Origin of the sequence: Bremerella cremea (assembly GCF_039541315.1) — a bacterium.
Classification (GTDB): Bacteria; Planctomycetota; Planctomycetia; order Pirellulales; family Pirellulaceae; genus Bremerella; species Bremerella cremea.
This window is the reverse complement of sequence record NZ_BAABFZ010000004.1, coordinates 259,974-282,725: the sequence shown is the minus strand read 5'-3', so window position 1 is coordinate 282,725 and position 22,752 is coordinate 259,974. Positions and strand designations below refer to the sequence as shown.

Below are 22,752 nucleotides of genomic sequence, written 5' to 3'. Positions count from 1 at the left end.
GCTCAAAGTGGAGGCGGTGGGAAGCGGGCGATTTCGTTGCACACGATTTTCGCAAACGACTAATTATCAGCGACTTACAACAACGGCCTCTAGCTGAATAATTTTCTTATCGGAACATCTATCGGGGCCATCGGAAAGCGTTCGGTGGTAGCTAGAAACCAACCAAGAGACTTTCCGCGACTAGATTCGTCTTATTTGTCATCTCAAAAAGGACAGGCCCACCTTACACATTTTGAAAGGCGGACCTCACAGCGATCAGCCAAGAAGCTGGCAAGACAACGATCGAGTTCACTGGGCCGCGGCTCCGTGTGGAACGCATTATTAGGCAGATCTATGGTTTCACATATAACGTCACATCATCTGGCGATTTGCAATGAAGGTCTGCCCCATGCAACCACATGGTGAAATATGGTTTGTAGGGGTCGTCAATGGACGAAGAGTCTCGATACCACGGCCACATTACGTAGCGTGCCAGATAGTAGTCACAGTTAAGGTAGTAAAATGCCTCTCGCAACCAACGTGCGTGAGGACAGACTGAAGAGAGGTGACCATGCCACCAGTCAGTCTGCACGTCATATATGTAGATATCGAGTGAATAGTCATTCGGATCGACCTCTGGTGGCTCATCCGTGCTAATCCTGATTCGAGGCAGCGGAGTCAGCAAATCAACAAGCTCGGATTCATTATCGTGTTCAGCCATTGCACGCCAGTTGGCGAGTTGTTGAGTCGCGCATTGAATCAGAGTGTCGTTGCCGATCGTTGCCGGCTTGCGAACGATGAAGTATGCATCAGTCCGAGGTCCACGTTGATACCCAGTTGCGGTGGCTAAGTATACGTTTTTCAGCCGATCATAAACTTCTGTGCCGACTGGGATCTCTTGAAAGAAAGGTTCGAGTGCTTTCCCATGCGGGCGAAAGTTCTGAAAGAACCCCGCCAGATGGTCGTCAGTCCAACGGGTGTCGGATGTGTCGCCAGCGAGTTGTTTGCAACGATTGAGAAACGCGTCTTCGTCCATTCTTGGTTGCTGGCTCTAACTTGTTTATAGGATGATCAGTGTATCACCTGTAGGCTGCAACTTTGTCAGCCTAACGCAAGGGAGGCCAATCGTTGCTAGGCTCTCCGTACTCGGTGGTTGCATCTTTTTCAAGACTTTCGCTGCCTGATAGAGTGTTTCATCGTATCACTCACCGTGACAACGCGTCAGACCGTCAGCCGGGCTGCGGACACCACGGCCTCCCTGGGTCAAGACATGAGTATAAATCATTGTCGTCCTAACGCCACTTTTTGACCAAGCTGTTCCTTCACCTTGCGAATGCGATAGCCACCTCGATCAGATGGTTGGCGAACGAGTGACGGGATGTAGGAGACGCGAGCCATATAACGACAGCCCGACCAAGGGAGAAATGTCGGAGATCTACAGAAGTGGCCTTAAGAACTTCTCCGCCAGCAATGCAAATCAGACACACCACAACGTCACGTCAGATGGACCTAACTGAGCGTTTCAATAAGTCCAAAGAAAAAGGCACCTTGCCGAAATCGACAAGGTGCCTTTGAGTGGAGGCGGCGGGAATTGAACCCGCGTGCCGCGATATTTCCATGCAAGCGTCTACGTGTGTATTCGATTATTTAAATTTCGCCAACCAGGACTCCAATCGGCAGGATTCCTAGAAAGCTAGAGGAGAACAGTTTTTGGCCTCAGGCGTGCTCCACGTGACCATCAGCGAGTCGGAATTGGCGTCCGACTTTCAGGTCTCTCCGACAAAGACCCTCAGTCGGGGCTACAACTAATTAGGCAGCCAGTGCAAAGTTATCGTTTGCAATTATTGTTTGGTCTGCTTTTTACGTGGCCTGCTGACCAACCACGACACGCAACTTACACTTCAGACTATCCGGTCGATACCAGTTCGCCCCCGGTGTAAAGTTGTTCTTACACACCCAATCACAAGCGTGTGGAAGTTCTCTGCTTATCGGCAGTTATCCCACTGAGCTTCAAGAATTGGGTAGAAAGGAAGATGGGTACCGCAGTGGTAACCAATTTCCTTCACCTAATCTTAGGTTGTCCTTGCCCTAAAGAAAAGCGACCAACGTGGCAGAAAATTCCCGCCAGCAGTGGCTGTCGCCTGAAATGACCCCACTTCCGAAGCCGCCAGGGCACGTTTCCGGGCTGTTTGGCATCGATCGGGGATTATTCTTACTTCCATCAAGAATTGCCGTCGATGTGACACGCCGGCAGGCCATTGGGTTCATTTCGCATGCCCATATGGATCATGCAGCCCATCATGCCTTGGCTCTTTGCACGGAAACGACGGCCCGTCTCGTTCGGCATCGGCTCGGCAACGTCACCACTAAGGTCATGCCATGGGGCCAGCCCATCGAGGTCGCTGGTCACGTCTTGAAAGCTTTGCCGGCCGGACACATCTTTGGCTCGGCAATGTTGTATACCGAGCACCAGCGCGGCTCGGTCCTCTACACCGGGGACTTTCGCCTGGAGGAATCGGCCACAGCAGAACCAGCCGAGTTGTGCCAGGCAGACTACCTGATCATGGAATGCACGTTCGGCCACCCACGCTATCGATTGCCGCCTCGCGCGACGGTGATCGAAATGCTGATCGAGAAGGTCACGCAATCGATCAGCCGTGGAGCGACTCCAGTGATCTCTGCTTATGTGCTGGGCAAGTCGCAGGAAGTCACCAAGATTCTGACCTCGGCCGGCATACCGGTGCTGCAAGATCCGGCGGTTTACGAAATCAGCCAGATCTATCAAGAGGCAGGCTGCGATCTGGGAGACTTCCGACTTTACTCCGGTCGACCAGTCCCGGGCTGCGCCGTGATCGTTCCCCCTCGTTCCGTTACCGCAGGCGGTCTGCCAGGAGCGCTGCATGTGGAACGATTTCATGTGACCGGCTGGGCCATGGATCCGCGCCGGCAACGGACCGCGCCGAACGATCACTGGATCCCGCTTTCCGATCACGCCGACTTTGATCAGTTGCTAACCGCGGTCGAACAAGTTTCGCCCAAGGCAGTGTTCTGTACCCACGGCCCAAAGAGCTTTGTCGAAGAACTTCGCAGCCGCGGTCACGATGCCCGGTGGCTGGAATGAACGCCCCGCCTAGATCTGCTCTTCGACATTCGGGCGTGCCAGATAGTCGACGACGACAACAACCACTGCCGCTGCAAACATCAATCCGATGCAGATCGGCACCTCGGCCGCATAGGGAGAGGGGACGTTGTCGATCTGCCATGGCCACAGCTTGCGAAGGGCGCCCATCATGAAGCCGCCCATCAGCGAGAGCGTGACCGCTTCATGGTGATGAAGCATCCATCGCAGAAGCTTGCTGAACGACAGAAGTCCCACGAGACACCCCACCGCGAACACGCTGAACGCAACGAGGTCCTCCCACACCAGTTGCCCCTTCAAAAGCGCTTTCGGAACGCCGCTGAAGTAGTGATAAGCTCCGAAGACTAGCAGCAGGAACGAGCCACTAATCCCTGGCAAGATCATCGCACAGATGGCAATCGCCCCCAGCAAAAACGAAACGATCGGGTTGGGCGCGGAGTCGAAGGCTTTCAGCGCCGGCAGCCCAGTCAGCCACCACGCAAAGGCCGCTCCACCGATTGCCAACCCGATGCAGAGGACCATGTGACCAGTGTCCTTTGGCTTGACCATCTTCGCTACCAGGTAGCCAGAAGCGACGATCGCTCCATAGAACACGGCATACACAAATGGGCGCGTCGTGGCGGGATGATCTGCTTCTCCAATCAGTTCGTGCAGTAGAACCACAAACGTCAGCAAGCCGCAGGCAATTCCTGCCAGCAAGCAGAGCAGGAACCAAATATCAAACCGGGTCGCCAGCGTCTTCCATTGCCGGTCACGCAATTGCTTGACGGCGTCGACGTTGACCTGGCTCACCGCGTCAACCAGCCGCCGATAAATCCCCAGAACCAACGCAACGGTTCCCCCAGAGATGCCAGGGACGGCATCGGCCGCTCCCATGGCAATCCCACAGAGGAAGTGCCTGATCGCATCGATTTTCAACAGTTTCATAGCCGCTCGGTCCCAGGATGCTCAAATACTGCAAAGGGTGGATTTTAGAGAACCTCGGCAGGTGAGGGCAGGGCAGCTTGGGAGTTTTGCGAGATTAAGGTTTCAAGAAATCGCCTGAATTGCAGGGCTCGATTTCTGGGAATGGAAGTTCTCTTGGCTAGGATGGGCCTTTCTCGGCATCCATTCAGAGCGGTAACTTCTTGAAGCGTTTCCCATGTCCGCGGCATTCGCCAGTTCCGAGCGCAGGATACTGGCCTTGTTTATCTTCGCCATCCTGATCGCGACGGCCGTCCTCTATCACCGGACGCTCGCTTACCCGTTCCATTTCGATGGCACCACGCAGATCGCCGACAACCCGCAGCTCGATTCCCTCTCGTGGAACGACTTCCCGACGCGTACTCGTCAATTGATCGTCACGACCTGGAAGCTCCATCGGCACAGCTTCGGTACGTCCCCGGTCAGCTATCACGTGGTGAATCTTTTCATTCACGTTGTGTCCGGCTTAGCCCTGCTTGGACTGAGCTATCGAACGCTACGCTTGCCAGCGATTCCAGAATATTACCGAGAGAACGCCGCGATGCTCTCGGGTGCGATTGCCCTTTGGTGGACCCTGCACCCTCTGCAAACTCAGGCCGTCACTTACATCATCCAGCGTTATGAATCGCTGATGGGAATGTTCTTCCTGCTGGCTGTTTATTGCCTGGCCGCGAGTGCGGAGTCTTCCCGGAAAGTTTGGTGGTATGCCGGCTGCATCGCGGCGACGTACCTATCAGGCTGTTGCAAGGAAGTCGCGGTTGTCCTTCCCTTGGTGCTGATCTGGTACGACCGGGCCTTTGTCAGCGAGTCTTGGCGATCGCTGCTTTCCCATCGCTGGTGGCTGCATCTGGCCACGCTCAGCAGTTGGGTGCTGTACGCCGGCTTCCTGACGCTGAGCAAGGAAAACTTCGAGACTCATAACACCGTCTACGTCACCGAAACCACGCTCGCCGGCGATCAGGTCCAAAGCCTACCCGTTTCAAGCTGGGAATACCTCCTTAGTCAGGCCAAGGCGATTGTCTTCTACTTACAACTGGCGATCTTTCCCGCGGGCCAATCGATCGACCATGGCTGGAAAGCGACCCGGTCTCTGGGCGAAGCCATTCTGCCAGGATTGCTTGTGTTGTTCCTGCTGGGTCTAACCGTCTGGGCGATCTTCCGTTTTCCTCGCTGGAGCTTTCTGGGTGGCTGGTTCTTTCTGGTGCTGGCCCCGACCTCAAGTATTCTGCCGATCCAGGATATCGCCGTCGAACATCGCATGTACGTCCCCCTGGCGGCGATCGCTGCTTTGCTGGTACTGGGCTTGTTCGAGGGCTTTCGGCATCTCTCGTCCGCCAGCATGAATAACTCACGTGTCGCGGCCCGCAATGCCGTTGCTTCGGTTGCCCTGCTAGCGATTACCTTCGGTGGAATCACGATCTCGCGGAACGAGGTCTATCAATCGGCGTTGGCCTTATGGAGTGACGCGGCAGCGAAAGCTCCGAACTACCCCCGGGCGCAGTATGGCGTTGCTAAGGCTTACCTCGAGCTTGAACAACCAGATGCCGCGCTGCCCTATCTACAGAAGGCGGTTCAGCTTGATCCTGCTTACGCCGAAGCATGCGTAGCACTCGGCCGGCTGGAACGAGGCCGAAACCCCGAGCTCGCCTTGCGACTCTTCGCCCAGGCCGTCGCGGTCGATCCTGGAATGTCCGAGGCTCACAACAACCTGGGTGCCATGCTGGCCCAATCGAACCCGAACTTGGCTCAGCTGCACTACCAGCAAGCCATCGCTTTAAATGACAACAACGCCGATGCCCACAACAATCTGGCGAACTTGCTGGCACGCCAAGGCAATCTGGAAGAGGCGATCCGGCACTATGAAGTCGCGATCGAGATTCGCCCTGACTTTCCACTTGCCTCCAGCAACTTGAATATCGTCCGGCAGATGGCCCTGGAAGCGAAAGCCAAGCCGCAGTGAGTTCACTCGATGAAGCCGGACAGCATCCCGAAAACTCGAAACGCGAATTGGCTGCACTACTCGCTGGCATGCGGATTGATCGTTCTCGCCACGCTGGTTTCTTACCACCGCACGTTCAACTATCCGTTCCACTTCGACGGTCAGGTCGCCGTTCAAGCCAATCCTGATTTCCAGAAACTCGATTGGGACAGCGTTCCTACCCAGACGCGGCAGTTGGTCGACCTGACCTGGCAACTCAACTATGTTGCCGACGGAGGAAGCCTCGTCGGATACCACGTGGTGAACATCGCGATCCACGTCTTTGCCGGCCTGCTTTTGTTCGCCTTCGTCGATCGCACGCTTCAACTTCCCTCGGTCCCTACACGTTACCGCGAACCTGGTCTGCTGTTGGCGGCTGCCATCGCGATTCTTTGGGTGGTGCACCCCCTGCAGACTCAGTCTGTCACTTACATCGTGCAGCGTTACGAATCTCTGATGGGAATGTTCTTCCTGCTGGCAATGGTTTGCCTGCCATGGGGAGCTTCGTCCACGCGGGGCTGGCCATGGTATGCCGGCGGGATCGTTGCCAGCTTCGCGGCGGTGCTCTGCAAAGAAGTTGCGATCGTGTTGCCACTGGTCATGCTTTGGTATGACCGTGCTTTCCTGGCCTCGTCTTGGCGACAGATCTTACGGCAGCGTGGTTTGGTTTATGTAGGCGTCTTCGCTTCGTGGCTGATCCTGGCCCAGGTCATCTGGGTACCGAGGTCCCAGCATGCAGCCAGCGGCGTTGTTCAAGTTGAAGAGATCGAATACACCGCCCAGGGACCGATCCGCCATGTGATCGGCCCGAAAGAGTATCTCTTCAGTCAGGCCAAGGCGATTCCGTTCTACCTACGGCTGACGCTCGTTCCTGATGGGCAGTCGCTCGATCATGGCTGGCGTGGTACCTATTCCCTCACGGAAGCGATTCTGCCAGGGCTCGTAGTCATGGCTGCGCTAGGGCTCACTGGCTGGGCAGTCGTTCGTTCCCCTCAGCTTAGCTTCGTGGGTGGATGGTTCTTTTTGATCTTGGCCCCCACCTCGAGCATTCTGCCGATCAAGGATATTGTCTTCGAGCACCGGATGTATCTTCCCTTGGCAGCGCCTTTGACGTTGATCGTGCTGGGACTATGGGAAGCGATTCGGCGGCTGGCCCCCAGGGACGATGTGCCAGCGCGATCTCGAAAGCTGATCGCCGCGATGACATTCCTCGTGGTGATCTATGGTGGCGTAACGTTGGCACGGAACGAAGTTTACCGCTCGGACGAAGCGATGTGGCTGGATGTCATCGCCAAGAATCCGATGCATGAACGGGGTTACCACGGGCTCGCCCATGCTTACATCCTTCAGGGCGACTGGGAAGCGGCGATTCCGTTTCTCGAGAAGACGATGGCGTTGAACCCCAATTACCCGTTTGATCCCTACTACGGCGAATCGCTCTTTCATGCGGCCCAGCTCTCGATCGCTCAGGGGAATGTGGAGGGAACAATCACATTGCTCGACCTGTCGATCCGCTTGAACCCTTCCGACCCGGAGCCTTACTTTTTGATGGCTCAGATTCTTCAGCAGCATAGCCCAGCACAGAGTGTCGCACTTTTAAAGGCGGCGATAAAACTCGACCCGGACTATCTGGAAGCTCGGGAGTTGCTTTCCCAGCTTCGGCCGTAAGGGCATCGCGCATGATTCCGCGCGAAAGGTGTACGATTCTCGGTTCTTCTTAGCCCCCGTCGAATCCGCTAGCGAATTACCTTGACCGTACCGAGAGGGGGGGATAAATTGCGTTAACACTCGCCCGTCTTGGTCGTAGTGCGCGCAGTATCGAAACATTTGTATTCGCTTCAAGTGGCTCTTCCCATCTAGGTTCGACTGGCACGCGTCTTTGCGCAGCGTTGTGATTTTGCGGAAGAAGCTTCCCAAGGCATCAGCAGGTTGGCACGGATGTTGTTCCAGCGATTGGCTTCCAAGGTGTCCGTCCTCGCTCCCGCGAAGATCAATCTCTTTCTAGAGTTGCTCGCGAAGCGTGCGGATGGATTTCATGAACTCGAAACGGTGATGGTTGCCGTCTCGCTGTTCGACCGCCTGGAAGTCACCCCCACGAGCGATCATCCCGAGATCACCTTGGATTGTGCCTGGGATGCAGGGCAAGTTGCGCAGGCCAAGCAAATCGGCGATGCCGGTCAATTGCTGGGTGATTTGCCTCCCCAAGAGACGAATCTCGTCTATCGCGCCGTCAAGTTGCTGCAAACGGAAGAGAACGTTCGCCAAGGCGCGAAAGTTGTTTTACAGAAACGGATTCCATCCGCCTCGGGGTTCGGTGGCGCGTCGAGCGATGCCGCGGCTGCCTTGTTTGCGGCGAATTTGGCTTGGAAGCTGAACCTGTCGATCGATCGTCTAAGCGAACTAGCCGCGAGCCTGGGAAGCGACATTCCGTTCTTCCTGCATGCCGGCCAGCTTGGAAGTGGCCAGGCGATGGCGACCGGCCGGGGAGAAAAAATCGAGTCCTTCCCTGGGCGACGTCTCGATCTGGTTTTGATCCGTCCCCCCGGGGGCGTCTCGACCGCCGAGGCCTATCGCCGCTGCCGAATCCCGGAAGTTCCCGATTCGGCTGATCCCATTTTGGCCAGCTTGAAGTCGGATCAACGAATGTCGATCCCTCGAAATTTGACCAATCGCCTCATCGCACCGGCCCGGGAGATCTCTTCGAGAGTCGACCAACTGGCCACTACATGCGAACAATTGGATGTCGTTGCCCATCAAATGTCAGGCAGCGGCTCTGGATACTTTGCCATCTGTCGTAGTTCAACACACGCCCGCCAGGTGGCTGCCCGCCTGAAGGCTCAGAAAGTCGGCATGGTATTTCCAGTGACAACGTGTGGGATTCGTACGCTGAGAAACTGACACCGCGTTTTAACGTCCGGGAGTATGCAACCGTGAAGATCACCGAAGTCCGCATCAAGCTGATGGAAGATTCCAGCGATCGGTTGCGAGGGTTCTGCTCCATCACCTTCGACGATGCCTTCGTCATCCGTGATCTCAAGATCATCGAAGGAGCCAACGGACCGTTTGTCGCCATGCCCAGTCGTAAACTCACAGGGCACTGCTCGAACTGCGGCTGCAAAAACCATCTTCGCGCGGCGTACTGCAACCAGTGTGGCATCAAGCTGAAACAGCCGTCGATCGAACGTGGCTCAGATCAACGGGCGAAGCTTTATGCCGACATCGCCCATCCGATTAATTCGGAATGTCGCGAACAGATCCAGACCCGAGTCATCACCGAATATCACAACGAAATCGAAGAGGCGAAGCGGCCTGGGTACCGATCGAAGTACGACGACTACTTCAGCGACGCGGGCGAAGATTACGATCACGACGAGGATCACGATCACTCGCCGACGCACCGCTCGGCCCCCAAATCCGAAGCAACGCCTGAGGCGTCTGAAGCGGCCGAGCCGCTGGATCCACCCCGCAGCGAAGCTTCGTCGACGCTCAAAGGCCCGCATTCCCGCCCCTCCAGCAATTCGGATCGCTCCGCGAGCTCTCGCCCCCGCAAGTTCGGGGAAGGCATCTTCGACGACTAGACCGCCGCCTCGGCCTCTTCTTTCGCCTTCTGGGGAACCTCTCTAAAATGAACCCTTGCGGCATCCAGATGCCGCTGGCCTGTTTTCCTGCTGCTTTACACCACGAAAAGCGAGGCGGAAGACCGGCCTCCGCGACAGAAACCACAGAAGCAGGGATTCTCGGGAAGCACGGACGAAACGTTCTCCAATGGACGTTCCTTTCTTAGATGGAATCGTGTGATTCCATGGTGACCTGGGCACTCGCTCGCTTCTGCGGCGAATCTTCCACCTAGCACCCGTTTGATCAAGGCCCAACGACATGTCCGAATTTCGTGTTGAAAAAGACTCGATGGGGGAAGTTCAAGTTCCCGCCAATGCTTACTACAGCGCTCAAACGCAGCGAGCCGTCGAGAACTTTCCGATCAGCGGATGGACGTTGCCACCAGCCTTGGTCCACGCCATGGGCTGGGTGAAGTATGCCTGTGCGATCGCCAACCGTGATCTCGGCAAGCTGACCGGTACCGGCAAAAACCCTCTGAGCGACGCCCAGGTCAAAGCGCTGCTCGATGCTTGTATCGAAGTCCGCGAAGGGAAGATGGACGGAGAATTCCCGATCGACGTCTTCCAGACCGGTAGCGGTACTTCCAGCAACATGAACGTCAACGAAGTGATCAGCAATCGTGCGATTGAAATCATCGGTGGCGATCGCCTCGCAGCCGCCAAGCCAATTCACCCGAACGATCACGTCAACATGGGCCAAAGCACGAACGACACGTTCCCGACAGCCATTCACGTTGCCGTCGCGATGCAGATCAAGTCGAACCTGATCCCAGCCCTGACGAAGCTGCACGGCGCACTCGACGAGAAGGCCAAGGCTTGGGACAAGATCATCAAGATCGGTCGCACGCACTTGATGGACGCCACGCCCCTTCGCTTGGGCCAGGAATTCGGCGGCTTCGCTCGCCAGATTGCTTTGTCGATCAAGCGTGCCGAGATCGCCTTGGAATCGGTGCTCGAACTACCGGTTGGTGGCACGGCTGTTGGTACCGGCATCAATACCCATCCGCAGTTCTCGGAGAAGGTTTGTGCGGCTCTGGCCGAAGGACTCGACATTCCGTTCATCGAAGCGGTCGACCACTTTGAAGCGAACGCCAACCGGGATGGCCTGGTTCAGTGCCACGGCGAATTAAAGACGATCGCCACCACGCTGTTCGGTCTGGCCAACAGCATTCGTTGGCTAGGCAGTGGTCCACGCTGCGGCTTCTTTGAAGTCATCCTGCCAGATCGTCAGCCAGGCAGCAGCATCATGCCTGGCAAGGTGAACCCGGTCATGAGCGAAAGCATGATGCAAGCTTCGGCCAAAGTGGTTGGCAACGATGGATGCATGTCGCTGTGCGGTGCCGCCGGTGGCAACTTCCAGCTCAATATCATGATGCCGATCATGGGACACACCGCTTTGGAAAGCATTCACTTGCTGGCCAACTCTTGCAACGCGTTCGTCGACTTCTGCATCGATGGTCTGGAAGCGAACGAAGAAAAGTGCAACGCCGCCGTCGAGCAAAGCTTGTCGATGTGCACTAGCCTCAACCCGCTGATCGGTTATGACAAAGCTGCGAAGATGGCCAAGGACGCTTTCAAGAGCGGCAAGACCATTCGCGAACTGGCCGAGGAACAAGGCGAGATCGAACCTGGCGAACTGAAAGACGCCCTCGATCCGTGGAAGATGACCTTCCCGCACGAGTAAGCACAATTTAGTTTGCTCACTAACAAACGCAGCGATAGACTGGCCCTCAGGCAGAAACCTTCTTGCCTGAGGGCTTTTTCGTTCTAGAACCTCGAAAGGAATGAACGATGCGTTATCTCGTCGCGATTGCTGCACTGGTCTCGATCTTGTCAGGCTCGCTCTTGGTCTTCTCAGAAGAACCGATGCCTGCCCCCAAGATGAACATAGCGGAAAAGATCATGGAGCTTCAAAAAGAGCGTCGAGCCACCCTCAAGTCCGCCTTGGACTACGCCACCCAAAAATTCGAGTCGGGACAAGGTGGCTTTGAAGAGATGCTTGCCGCCGAAGAAAAGTTAGCGGTGGCCGATCTCGAACTGACCCCGACAGCAGCGGCCCGAATGGAAATCCACAAACGCCGAATCGAGTCGCTTCGCAAACAAGAGCAAGCCCTCGACCAGGGCTTCAAGTCAGGCATCCAAACTCTGGATAACTACCTGGCCGCCAAAGCAGCTCGCCTCCAGGCCGAAATCGACATGCTGCGTGATACCGATGACGAATCGAAGCGGTAAAAGCAACTCTCTTCCCAACGGAAATGGAGCCTCCTATGACATTAAAACCCTTCTGCCTGACGTTGCCACTCTTGGTTCTGCTCGCTGCCCCAATATTCGCCCAAGAAACGAACCCCGAACCACAGCCGAATGCTCCGAACGCCAAAGTTGACCCCGAAGCGATCCGAAAAGAAATCGACGGCCTGCAACGTAAGCTGTCGGAGGCGAGAAAAGCCGACATCGAGCGGCAACTCGCCGAACGACGAGCACAGGAGAAGCTTCGAGAGCAACGCAGCAAGGAGAATCAAGACAAGATCAAGACGGTGAAAAAGGAGCGTCTGGAAATGCTCCAAAAACTCTACGATCAAACCAAAACCAAATTCGACGCGGCGGAAGTTGGTATCGATGTACTTCTCAAATTTGAAGGGCGGCTTGCGGATGCCGAATATGGCTACCATTCCTGGCATGGGTATCGGTACCGCATGAAGCGACTGAAAGGTATCGAGGAGTTCTTGGAAGAGAAGCGGCAAGACACGGATTCATTCGAGGTCGACCTGATCCAGGTGAAAGAGCGGTACTTGAAAACCGCCATCGATAACTTGGTCGCGATTGAGCAATTCAACCATGGTGGCTATCAGGGCAGGAAATAGAGCCCGTAACTTCCTAGGGGAAACATAGTTCTCCAACCCACTCTTCACCAGCGCGGATCTCAAGATTCAATTTGCCTCAAGGAATGATCGATGAAGATTTTCCCCGTCCTGATTTCCGCAGGCTTCCTGTTGGCTGCCTCTCCCTTCTGCCTGGCCCAGGAACCGGAGTCGCCGGTAAAGGCCTCCGAGGTGGGCAGCCAGCCGATCGACTATCAGAAGCTAATTACTCGCGTCGAGCAAATCTACAAGCAGTCCAGAGAGTTGAGTCCACGCCCTGTCAGGAACTATCAATATTCACCAGAACAAAAGAAACAGGCAGCCATACTTAAAGAAGATGCCCAGAAATTCCGCCAGGAATGCCGCGATGCCGATGCTTCGCTATACCCTCAACGGCATCAGTCTGCCCAAAAGATCTACGAACTGTCCCAGGCCAGCTACCGCGATGGCAAGCTGGGGATCGATTCGCTTTTAGCGGCCGAAAATGACCTGGCATCTACGGAAGCCTATGTGGGGAAAATTCGGTTCGAGAGCTACGCAAATCGCCTGAAACGGCTGCAAAGCCTGGCTGACTCTTTACCTTCCGACCCGGCAAAAGAGCTCGATCGCTTGAAAGTGGAAAACCTGCAACTGTCGATCCGCTTGCGATTGGTGCGGGAAATGGAACAAACCACGACGTCGGTAATCCAGTTCTCCGAATCCATCCAACACTCAGGGCGTTAGTCAAGCGTTGCTTGGTCGCGGCCACGTACCAGCACTGCTATCGCGAATCGCTCTATTGCTGTTCTGGCGAACTCGCTACATTCCCGACCGGTAGCTATGTGGGAAACCCCATAGGGTTCGATGTCTTGGAGTGAGATTCGCCGTGTTGAAAACAACGCTCGTCCAAACTGGTTTAGCGTGTTGCATCCTTCTGGCCTGGGCTGCGCCGTCGTCGGCTCAGGACGTCAAAACTCTTGTTGCTCAAGCCGCCGAACTCAGCGAATCGGCTCAATCGCAGGACGAACTGACCCAGGTCATCCAGGTCTGCGACGAAGCCAAGCAACTGGAAATGACGCAAGCCCAGGTCGACTACTTCATCCAGCTCGAGGCCTGGGCACGGAACAAGCGGGGCGAAATCTACGCCGAAACGTCGCTGATGACCGACGACGAAGACAAGATCCGCATGCTGGAAGCCGCTGCCCTGCAAGACTTTTCGGCAGCGATCAAACTGAACCCCAAGCATTGGCAAGCGATCCACAATCGGGCCGTTTCCTACGCGATGATCGGGGAAAACGGGAAAGCCCTGGCCGATCTCGATTCGGCTTTGAGTTTGAACCCGAAGTTCGAGCTCGCGTTGTACAACAAGGCGGAACTGCTTTACGAAGCCGGCCAGTTCCCGGCTGCCCTCAAGAACTATCAGGCCGTCCTGAAGATCAACCCGAAGGATATCGGGGCCATGACCGGTCAGGCGCACTGCTTCTATCGGCTCGAGAACTTCGAGGCCGCTTTGACCGCCTACAACCAGGCCGTGAAGCTGGAGCCTGAAAACGCCCTCGTCCTGGCCAACCGGGCCGATGCCTACAGCGACCTGGGCCTCTGGAAGCAAGCCATCCTCGACTACAAGAAGGCGCTGACGTTCGAGAAAGACCTGCCGCGTGCCCAACAAGGGCTGGCCTGGATCTTGGCAACGTGCCCGGAAGATGGCTATCGCAACCCAGAACTCGCGTTGCGATTCGCCCAAGCAGCCGTTGCCCAGAACGATCTGGCCGACTTCCGCTACTACGACACACTGGCCGCGGCGGAAGCTGCGATGGGGCAGTTCGATGTCGCCAAGCAGCGGATGAGCGAAGCGATGAAAGGGGCCCCGCAGTCCGAGAAGCCGTTTCTCCAGCATCGACTGGCTCTCTACGAAAGCCGCCAGCCCTATCGCGAACCGAAGCGATAACCGGGCGTATTAAGAATTAGGGAAGGACTTTGGCTATGGCCGAAGTGAACCTTTCTACGAGCGAACTGCTCTGAACCTCAGGGTATCCCGCAGAGACAAAATTCAGTCAAATTTTCACCTTCCCGAGGTGATGCCCTTGGTATACAAATAAGAAGCTTGGTAACTAGGGCGATTTGCCATCCCTTAAGACAATGTCATTCGGCCTAAGGGCACTTGAGTGACGATAGGGAGTTGCCATTCGGTGTTAACTATTGGTCAGTTAAGCCTTTACAGGGATTCCGATCCCTCACCTTTATGAAGACCATCTTTCTTCTCATTCTTCCGACGCAACGTCCCATTGTGGTGGGACCAGGAATTTCAGCCGCCGCGTAGGCTGACGTTCCCCTCTGGACATATGCGCCGGTTCTCCCCAAGTGATCTAGCGGGAAGAACCAAAACGAGTAAGATGGCGGATCACTATATGCTGGCCTAGCCGGTCCCTTCAGGGGCAGACCAGGCCCGATGTCCGAGACGAGTCAGTAGCGGTTTTACCGGATTCTGTTTCCGATTTACGGTTCGGGTTCTCTCTCCTTACCCACCGAGACCTCCCGAACCCATTGCACCCTTACACCAGTTTTTCATTTCAATCGTGACATTATGGACCTGAAGAAACTACGAAACATCGGTATTTCGGCTCACATCGACTCCGGTAAGACGACTCTGAGCGAACGCATCCTCTTCTACAGTGGTCGTATCCACAAGATCGAAGAAGTTCGCGGTGGTGGCGACGGCGCGACCATGGACCACATGGAACTGGAAAAGGAACGCGGTATCACGATTACCTCGGCCGCTACCAGCGTTTCCTGGAATGGTCACCCGATCAACCTGATCGACACCCCTGGGCACGTTGACTTCACCGTCGAAGTGGAACGCTCGCTCCGCGTTCTCGACGGTGCCATCCTCGTTTTGTGCTCGGTCGGTGGTGTGCAGGCTCAGTCGCTCACCGTGGACCGTCAGATGAAGCGTTACAAGGTTCCGCGTCTGGCGTTCATCAACAAGATGGACCGTACCGGTGCCAACCCAGACAGCGTCATCAAGCAGATGCGTGACAAGCTGGGCGTCGACGCCATCGCTTTCCAGATTCCGATCGGCAAAGAAGACAACTTCAAGGGCGTGGTCGACCTGATCGAAATGGAAGCCATCTATTACGACGGCAACCAGGGCGAAACGGTCCGCAAGGAAGCGATTCCAGCCGACCTGCAGGAAACCGCTGAAGTCGCTCGCCACGACATGCTCGAAGCTCTGTCGAATTACAGCGACGAGATCATGGAACTGCTCTTGGGCGAAGAAGAAGTGCCTAAGGACCTGATCTACAAGACCACCCACGACGCCGTCGTCGGTCTGCAGATCACCCCAGTGTTCATGGGCACCGCCTTCAAGAACAAGGGCGTCCAGACGCTGCTCGACGCGATCGTGCGTTACTTGCCTTCGCCACTGGAAGTGAAGTACAGCGCCAATAGCTTCGATGACTCGGAAAAGAAGATCCCGCTGGCTTGCGATCCGAAGGCACCGTTCGTCGGTATGGCCTTTAAGATCGTCGAAGATCCTTACGGTCAGTTGACCTTCATGCGTATCTACCAGGGTACGATCGAAAAGGGTCAGCCTTACGTGAACCAGCGTACCGGCAAGACCGAACGTTTTGCTCGTATCGTCCGAATGCACTCGAACAAGCGTGAAGAAATCGATAACGCAGTTGCCGGTGATATTATCGCCGTGACCGGTATCGACTGTGCTTCCGGTGATACCTATGCCAAGGAACGTGAGTTCTGCTCGCTGGAAAACATCTTCGTGCCGATCCCGGTGATCAAGATTTCGGTCGCCCCGAAGAGCCGAGACGACAGCGACAAGCTGAGCAAGGCCCTGCAGCGTTTTCGTAAGGAAGACCCAACCTTCCACGTGTTCACCGATCCTGAGACGAACGAAACGATCATCGCAGGCATGGGTGAGTTGCACCTGGACGTCTACGTCGAGCGAATCAAGCGCGAATACAAGGTGGAAGTCGTCACCGGCCCACCAAAGGTTTCGTACCGCGAAAGCCCGACCCAGATGGTCGAGTACAACTACAAGCACAAGAAGCAGACGGGTGGTTCCGGTCAGTTTGCCCATATCGTGGGCAGCATGGAACCCCTGCCGCAGGACACCGAAGGCGCCGAAAACTTCGTCTTCGACGACAAGATCAGCCAGGGTCGTATTCCTAAGGAATACATCCCAGCCGTTCAGCGTGGTTTTGAAGACTGCATGAGCAAGGGCCCATTGGCCGAGTTCCCAGTGGTGGGATTGAAGGTGACCCTTTCGGACGGTTCGTACCACGACGTCGACTCGTCGGAAATGGCGTTTAAGATCGCCGCTCAGGGCTGCTTCCGTGAGAACTTCATGAAGATGAAGCCAACTTTGCTGGAACCAATCATGAACGTGGAAGTCGAAATTCCAGAATCGTTCCAGGGTCCAGTCACCGGCGACATCATCGTTCGTCGCGGGATGGTCAACCAGACCGACATGAACGGTGACACCACTGTCATCTCGGCTGAAATTCCACTGGCCTCGATGTTTGGTTACGCTACCGAACTGCGTAGCATGACCCAAGGTCAGGGTACCTTTAGCATGGAACTGGGTAGCTACAAGCCGACTCCTTCGCACATCCAGGAAGAAGTCGTTGCCGAACGCCGCAAGGAACTGGAAGCCAACAAGTAAGCCCTGGCTTTCTTCCGATGATTAACCAAAAGCCCCCGGTCAGATCCAAGCGATCGACCGGGGGCTTTTTTTATGCCTGCGACAAAACGTCTCAACATCTCGGGTTGCGATAGATGGCTGATTTAGCGACTTTATAGGGATCAGCGGAATCGACCAGTTCCGCTCCCTTACTTCCTCCCTCGTTCATTCGGGACGAGGGAACCAGAGATTGCCGAGCAAGCAAGCCATGAAATTCTTCGCCTTCCACCTGATGCCATGGGATCGCCTCCCAGACGACTTTACCGAGAAGTACGACACCGCTTGGACCTGGCTGCCCAACGAGATGTTCGACCCGGTGCATGGCGGGGAACTCTACAACAACTACCTCGATCAATTGGTCCTGGCCGACCAGCTTGGCTTTGATGGGGTATGCGTCAATGAGCACCACCAGAACGCCTATGGCACGATGCCCAGCCCGAACCTGATGGCGTCGATCCTGGCTCGCCAGACCAAGAACTGTAAGATCGCTGTCGTTGGCAATGCGATCCCGTTCTACGATCCGCCGACTCGCTGTGCCGAAGAGTTCGCGATGATCGACTGTATCAGCGGTGGACGCTTGATCGCCGGTCTGGTCGTCGGTGGTGGCCCAGAATATTACAGCTTCTCGAAGAATCCAACCTTCGCTCGCGAGATGTACCGCGAAGCGTTCGACTTGATCATTCGAGCTTGGACCGAACCGGGACCGTTCGAGCATTACGGCAAGCACTGGAAGCTGAAGTACGTTAATCCATGGCCACGTCCGATCCAGCAGCCTCACCCGCCGATCTGGATCCCGGGGGCTGGTAGCCGCGAAACGATTCAGTTCGTGGCACAGCGGCGTTTTGCCTACATGGGGATCCCGTACTTCCACCTCGACTTCTTCCAACGGAACTTCGATATGTTCCGCGACGAATGCGAGAAGTGCGGTTACACCACCGACCCAGAACAGCTTGGATGGTTATTGCCGATCTATTGTGCCGAGACCGACGAACAGGCCTGGGCCGAATACGAGAAGCATCTGTGGTACTTCGTGAAGAAGCTGCTGAAGGGGCTCGTGGTCTTCCCACCGGGCTACACCTCGGCACGCTCGATCGCAGGCATCCAGAAGGGCCTGCAGCAGTTCATGAGCACCTGCGAAACCCGCGAAGACATCGAGAAGGGTGGCTACGCGATCGTGGGCAGCCCTGACACGGTTCGCCAAAAGTTGGCCGAACGCATCACGAAGCTCGGCGTTGGTAACCTGCTGGGCTTGTTCCAGCTCGGAACTCTTCCGCACGACCTGACCTGCCGAAGCATGAAACTGTTTGCCGAGAAGGTCATGCCAGGCCTCCGCGAAGAAATGAATGCGGCGCTGACCAGCTAACGCTGTTTCCGCCGCTATCCAACCCTTCGCCGGTCAGGCAAGGGACCACGTAGGCCCACGCACCCAAGTTCATCACGATGAAAACCGAAAACAAAACCCTCAACATCGCCGGCAAGAAGATTCAGCTTACGATCCTAGGCGAAGGGCCACCGCTTCTTTACCTGCACTCGGCAGGCGGCGAGACCGAACCGATCGATTTTCACAAGAAGCTGGCCGAGAAGTACACCGTTTACTTGCCGGCCCACCCCGGCTTCGCCCTCAGCGAAGGGCTCGACCAGATCGACGACATTCACGACCTGGCCTGGCATTATGTCGACCTGATGCAGCAACTGAACCTGGAGAACGTTCCAGTCGTTAGCTGGTCGCTGGGAAGCTGGCTGGCGGCAGAGATCAAACTGATTCGCCCGAACCTGATCGGCCCACTGGTGATGATCGCCGCGGCCGGTCTGCACGTCGACGGCGCTCCGATGGCCGAGCTGTTCCTCGATAGCTTCGATGAACTTCGCGAGCTACTGTTCTTCGATCCGAACTGCCAGATTGCGTTCGATCTAACTCCTTCGGACGTGAACGATCCGCGAATCTTGCTATGGCTGCGTGCTCGAGAAGCGACGGCACGTGTCGGCTGGAATCCATATCTGCACGACCCGAAGCTGGCAGGCCACCTGCATCGCCTCGACAGTCCCATCCACATCATCTGGGGACGGCAGGACAAGCTGATTCCGTTGGCTCATGGCGAGTACTACGTCGAGCATTTGCCCAACGCGAAGCTGACGATCCTGGAAGAATGCGGGCACATGGTTCCCTACGAAAAGACTGAGGAAACCGCCAAGCTGACGCTCGACTTCCTGGCGTCCGCCTAAGTCGCCGTAGCTCGACGACTTTTCGATCGACCACTCGAGAGACCTCGTCCTGGCAATCGCTGCTTAGGACGCGGTCTCTTCTGCTTTAGCCGTCTCGCCAGTTGCTTCCGGCGTGTTGGCCTGCTCGGCCTTTACCTCTTCGGTCATCTTCGGCTGATCGTCAACAAACAGCTTGTCGAACTCTTTTTCGTAGTGGTCTTCACCAAAGGTCAGCTCTCCACCTTGGTATCCGACCAGCGAAACGGCCATGCCCAGCACAATCGCTCCGAGAAGCCAACCAACCTTGGCGCCTGAGCTTTCCTTCTTGTAGGCCGCGTAGGCAAGCGGAATCAGGCAAAGCGCGCCTGCCGCGACAATAATGCCCAACCAGCGATGCCGATCGATCGCCGCTTCGGCCGAGTAGCCCACGCCATAACCTTCGTGCAACGCATAGCCCCAACCAGTCAAACAGGCGCCCACCGCCCCCAAGGCGCCAACCCACAAGCAGTGGAACGCAGCTGACTCAAACGACTTGCCGAAGATCTTCGACAAGACAAGGAAGACCATCGAGATCGAAAGCAGACCGATCGGAAAGTGAACCGTGGCCGGATGGAACAGCCCTTGGAAGATCAAGGCCTTGTACGAGGTCGACATGTCGGCGACCGGCATATTCGCTTCGGTTGCACCTTCCTCCGTCGAATCGTTCTGCCAATCGAAGTCGGCACCTTCTTCGATCCACAGTTTGATCGTGGCCAACTCGGCAGCGGTCATCCCGTCGGAATGACGCGAATTAACCGGCGGCATCTTCATGTCTTCATCTTCGGTGACCAGGTAGTCGGTCCAAAGATAGCTGTTCTCGAAATCGCCTGGCTCGATATAGCTGCCCAACGATTCTTCCGAATCGACCCTGAAGTCATTCTTGGCCTTCTCTGGCCCGTGACATTCCAGGCAACGAAACTCGAGGATTGGCTGCACATCTCGATGAAAGTCCACCACGTTCTGAGCTTCGACTACGAGTGAAGTGCTGAAGCTGAACAAGATTCCCAAAACAATGCGGAGGTACATGGAAGCTCACTAAGGTCGAAGGGTGCCGCTATGTAAGGTGTGATGGGGCAGGCACTGCCAGTAATGCACGAAAGGTACCATCCCAAGTAAAGGACGGAAACCAGCGGTCATTCGGCAGGGGAAGGCCCAATGACGGAAATTACTCGCGACGAACTGAATCACACTCATCGATCCAAACCGATAAGCAAGACGTAAACGCGAGCTCTATCCAAGGAGGGTCGGAAAGGCGGGGAAAAATTCGCTGACGGGTGCTGCCCGACCGCCCTATTCTATTTTTTTCTGCCCTGGTCCATCAAGGCAATTGCTATTTTGCCCGTACGATTTAATTCTCAATCCCACTTAGATATGCCCACGCATTCCGGCGTAGAAGGGGCTAGTCCCACGGAAGTAAGAAGGGCCTGATTTTCCCCTAGCTTGGTGAAGCACCTTACCAAAGGGATCGATATCAGCCAGCAGAACAATTTCGCGTCGCTTGGTAAGCTCCGTTACAAAGACACTTACTCAGAACAATCGACACCACTAACGCGAGATATTCCAGCCATTCAGCCCAGGAAGATAGTACTGCGTTCAAAAGAGTGGCTCACCCTTAAAGGCGATCTAAAACTCGAGGTTCCGTGATTGGAACCTGGCAAAAGAAAAGAGCACTTCCTCTTTGGGTGAAGAAGTGCCCCTTGTCGTTTTAAGATCGAGGGTAATTTCAGGGGCGGATCGCCAATTAAAGTATCTCAAGCATTTTCTTGGCAATTGCCGCAGCTTTCGCCCCATGAGCGGAGTCCAGCTTCTTAAATTCGACCAGAAGGGCGGCCGCCTTGCCTGGTTCGGTCTCTTTCAGACGCTCGATGTTCTCTTGAATGTTAATCACTTCGCTGCCGACGATCTTGTTCTGAACGATGTAATCAAGGTCTCGACGGATAGCATCGGAGGCGGTCGGCGGGGCAGGCTTCTCGGTCGATGAGGTATCGCCACAACCAATCAACATGGCAAACATCAACAGTAAAAACGAAACGCGATAAAGAGCACGCATGGTGGCTCCAGATTTGAAAATTGATGAACGAAGCGGAGGGAGAACTGCGGGAGCGACAGCCTCCGTGACCGATCGCCGACAGAGGATTGCCAGCGAATCGTCCGCGGACGGTCGCGTTGCTTGGAAGGGAAGTGGGTGCTTATGGCATCTGCACCGGCTTGCCGTCGTTGCGAGCACCGAAGTATTGCCAGGTCGGAAGATCGATCGTTTCCGAAACGAAGCGGGACGAACCGTCACCGGCGGTCACCAGGACGCCGCCTGGGTGACGACTGCGGGGCGGGTAAATCCCATCGCGATCAGCGGCAAAACCACTGCTCCCGAACTCGCACGTGGCGTACTTCCAGTTCGGTGGAGCGACCGTGTTCAGTACGGTTTGTGTATACAAACCCGAAAGCCAGTCACGGCCGTTGATGCTGTTTTGCTGATCGTTTCCCAGAGCGGCGCTCCCAGTCGGAATCGCCGTTCCGATGGCATCAATCTGAGCCTGAGTCGGGAACTGATCCCAGCTTGGGTTGCCGCCGGTATAGAAGATTGGCTCGGAAGTGTTGCCGTTGATCAACGCATCATCATTGGCATCGCCCACCAGGTGCTCCGAAACCATCAGCGTGTTGCTCAAACCATCGGTGACATCTTTGAAGGCGAGCTCGTCACCGGTCGCTCCTCCTTCGCCGCGGAACATCCCGTTTTGACTGGCAAGTCGCGAAAAACGTGTCGTCGCGCCGTGGCTGACGGCATAGTTTACCCCAGCGTAGTCGCCTGGGTATTCACGGTCGGAAGGGCATTTGAAGGCCGAGACCTTCGTGCGACCGGCGGCAATGTTGTAGTAGTTGTCGCGGAAGTTCTGCGACTGCTGCTGAACCAATTCAAAAAGCTGAGCTTGTTCGACAAACGGCAAGATCATCGCCAGAGAACTGTAGCTGCGGTAAACACTGGTCGGGTCGCCGGATGGAAGATAGCTCGACGCTGGCAGCGTTTTGTAGGTGTCGTGATAGTTGTGGAACGCGAGACCCATCTGCTTCATGTTATTTGAGCAGCTCATGCGGCGAGCGGCTTCACGTGCCTGTTGCACGGCAGGTAAGAGCAGGGCGATCAAGACACCGATGATCGCAATCACGACCAACAGTTCAACCAACGTGAAAGCGCGGCGCGCGGCGGGCATTGAGCCAGCCAATGGCTGACCTTGGGGGAAATGCATTTAAGGGGCTCCTATGAGAGAAAAGTGCTGTCAGGCCCGCGCGACCCAGAGCAGTAC

Annotated in this window: 18 protein-coding genes and 1 other RNA gene; 13 read left to right on the top strand and 6 right to left on the bottom strand. The window is 55.8% G+C overall.

What is annotated here, in order from left to right:
• Positions 1-331 precede the first annotated feature (331 nt).
• The gene (locus tag ABD890_RS15825; RefSeq protein ID WP_345091624.1) at positions 332-1,015 is read right to left on the bottom strand and encodes a hypothetical protein; all 684 of its coding nucleotides are present in this window, start codon (positions 1,013-1,015) and stop codon (positions 332-334) included.
• 537 nt (positions 1,016-1,552) lie between these two features.
• Positions 1,553-1,912: a transfer-messenger RNA gene (gene ssrA, locus ABD890_RS15815) on the bottom strand.
• A 174-nt stretch (positions 1,913-2,086) separates the two neighbouring features.
• Between ssrA and ABD890_RS15810 the strand changes: the two genes are divergently transcribed.
• Positions 2,087-3,100: an MBL fold metallo-hydrolase RNA specificity domain-containing protein gene (locus ABD890_RS15810; protein WP_345091621.1), complete on the top strand. Its 1,014-nt coding sequence runs from the start codon at positions 2,087-2,089 to the stop codon at positions 3,098-3,100.
• A 9-nt stretch (positions 3,101-3,109) separates the two neighbouring features.
• Here the strand turns inward: ABD890_RS15810 and ABD890_RS15805 are convergent, their stop codons facing one another.
• On the bottom strand, positions 3,110-4,045 hold the full coding sequence (locus ABD890_RS15805; protein WP_345091618.1) for a DUF368 domain-containing protein: 936 nt from the start codon (positions 4,043-4,045) through the stop codon (positions 3,110-3,112).
• 214 nt (positions 4,046-4,259) lie between these two features.
• Here ABD890_RS15805 and ABD890_RS15800 point away from each other — a divergent pair, with 214 nt between their 5' ends.
• The 12 genes from ABD890_RS15800 to ABD890_RS15745 all read left to right on the top strand — a co-directional run bounded on the left by ABD890_RS15800 (position 4,260) and on the right by ABD890_RS15745 (position 19,432).
• Positions 4,260-6,041, top strand: coding sequence for a tetratricopeptide repeat protein (locus ABD890_RS15800; protein ID WP_345091615.1), 1,782 nt, complete (start codon positions 4,260-4,262; stop codon positions 6,039-6,041).
• Positions 6,042-6,050: 9 nt separating this feature from the next.
• The gene (locus ABD890_RS15795; RefSeq protein WP_345091613.1) at positions 6,051-7,727 is read left to right on the top strand and encodes a tetratricopeptide repeat protein; all 1,677 of its coding nucleotides are present in this window, start codon (positions 6,051-6,053) and stop codon (positions 7,725-7,727) included.
• A gap of 297 nt (positions 7,728-8,024) precedes the next feature.
• A complete protein-coding gene (ispE, locus tag ABD890_RS15790) occupies positions 8,025-8,957 on the top strand; it encodes a 4-(cytidine 5'-diphospho)-2-C-methyl-D-erythritol kinase (protein WP_345091610.1) in 933 nt (310 codons plus the stop codon).
• 32 nt (positions 8,958-8,989) lie between these two features.
• A complete protein-coding gene (locus tag ABD890_RS15785) occupies positions 8,990-9,637 on the top strand; it encodes a septation protein SpoVG family protein (RefSeq protein ID WP_345091607.1) in 648 nt (215 codons plus the stop codon).
• 298 nt (positions 9,638-9,935) lie between these two features.
• On the top strand, positions 9,936-11,360 hold the full coding sequence (locus ABD890_RS15780; RefSeq protein WP_345091604.1) for a class II fumarate hydratase: 1,425 nt from the start codon (positions 9,936-9,938) through the stop codon (positions 11,358-11,360).
• Between the two features lie 107 nt (positions 11,361-11,467).
• Positions 11,468-11,908, top strand: coding sequence for a hypothetical protein (locus tag ABD890_RS15775; RefSeq protein WP_345091601.1), 441 nt, complete (start codon positions 11,468-11,470; stop codon positions 11,906-11,908).
• Between the two features lie 35 nt (positions 11,909-11,943).
• The gene (locus tag ABD890_RS15770) at positions 11,944-12,537 is read left to right on the top strand and encodes a hypothetical protein (protein ID WP_345091598.1); all 594 of its coding nucleotides are present in this window, start codon (positions 11,944-11,946) and stop codon (positions 12,535-12,537) included.
• A gap of 90 nt (positions 12,538-12,627) precedes the next feature.
• Positions 12,628-13,257: a hypothetical protein gene (locus ABD890_RS15765; protein ID WP_345091595.1), complete on the top strand. Its 630-nt coding sequence runs from the start codon at positions 12,628-12,630 to the stop codon at positions 13,255-13,257.
• A gap of 142 nt (positions 13,258-13,399) precedes the next feature.
• Positions 13,400-14,461: a tetratricopeptide repeat protein gene (locus tag ABD890_RS15760; protein ID WP_345091592.1), complete on the top strand. Its 1,062-nt coding sequence runs from the start codon at positions 13,400-13,402 to the stop codon at positions 14,459-14,461.
• Between the two features lie 636 nt (positions 14,462-15,097).
• Entirely contained in the window at positions 15,098-17,191 is a 2,094-nt protein-coding gene (gene fusA, locus ABD890_RS15755) for an elongation factor G (protein WP_345091590.1), read from the top strand.
• A gap of 226 nt (positions 17,192-17,417) precedes the next feature.
• Positions 17,418-18,572 (top strand): LLM class flavin-dependent oxidoreductase, encoded by a 1,155-nt coding sequence (locus ABD890_RS15750; RefSeq protein WP_345091587.1) that lies wholly within the window; start codon positions 17,418-17,420, stop codon positions 18,570-18,572.
• A 77-nt stretch (positions 18,573-18,649) separates the two neighbouring features.
• Complete coding sequence (locus tag ABD890_RS15745; RefSeq protein WP_345091584.1) at positions 18,650-19,432, top strand: alpha/beta fold hydrolase; 783 nt, start codon at positions 18,650-18,652, stop codon at positions 19,430-19,432.
• A 63-nt stretch (positions 19,433-19,495) separates the two neighbouring features.
• Here the strand turns inward: ABD890_RS15745 and ABD890_RS15740 are convergent, their stop codons facing one another.
• From ABD890_RS15740 to ABD890_RS15730, 3 genes are all read right to left on the bottom strand, one after another.
• Complete coding sequence (locus ABD890_RS15740) at positions 19,496-20,476, bottom strand: c-type cytochrome domain-containing protein (RefSeq protein ID WP_345091581.1); 981 nt, start codon at positions 20,474-20,476, stop codon at positions 19,496-19,498.
• A gap of 715 nt (positions 20,477-21,191) precedes the next feature.
• A complete protein-coding gene (locus ABD890_RS15735; RefSeq protein ID WP_345091578.1) occupies positions 21,192-21,500 on the bottom strand; it encodes a hypothetical protein in 309 nt (102 codons plus the stop codon).
• A 139-nt stretch (positions 21,501-21,639) separates the two neighbouring features.
• A complete protein-coding gene (locus ABD890_RS15730; protein WP_345091575.1) occupies positions 21,640-22,695 on the bottom strand; it encodes a DUF1559 family PulG-like putative transporter in 1,056 nt (351 codons plus the stop codon).
• Between the last annotated feature and the right edge of the window lie 57 nt (positions 22,696-22,752).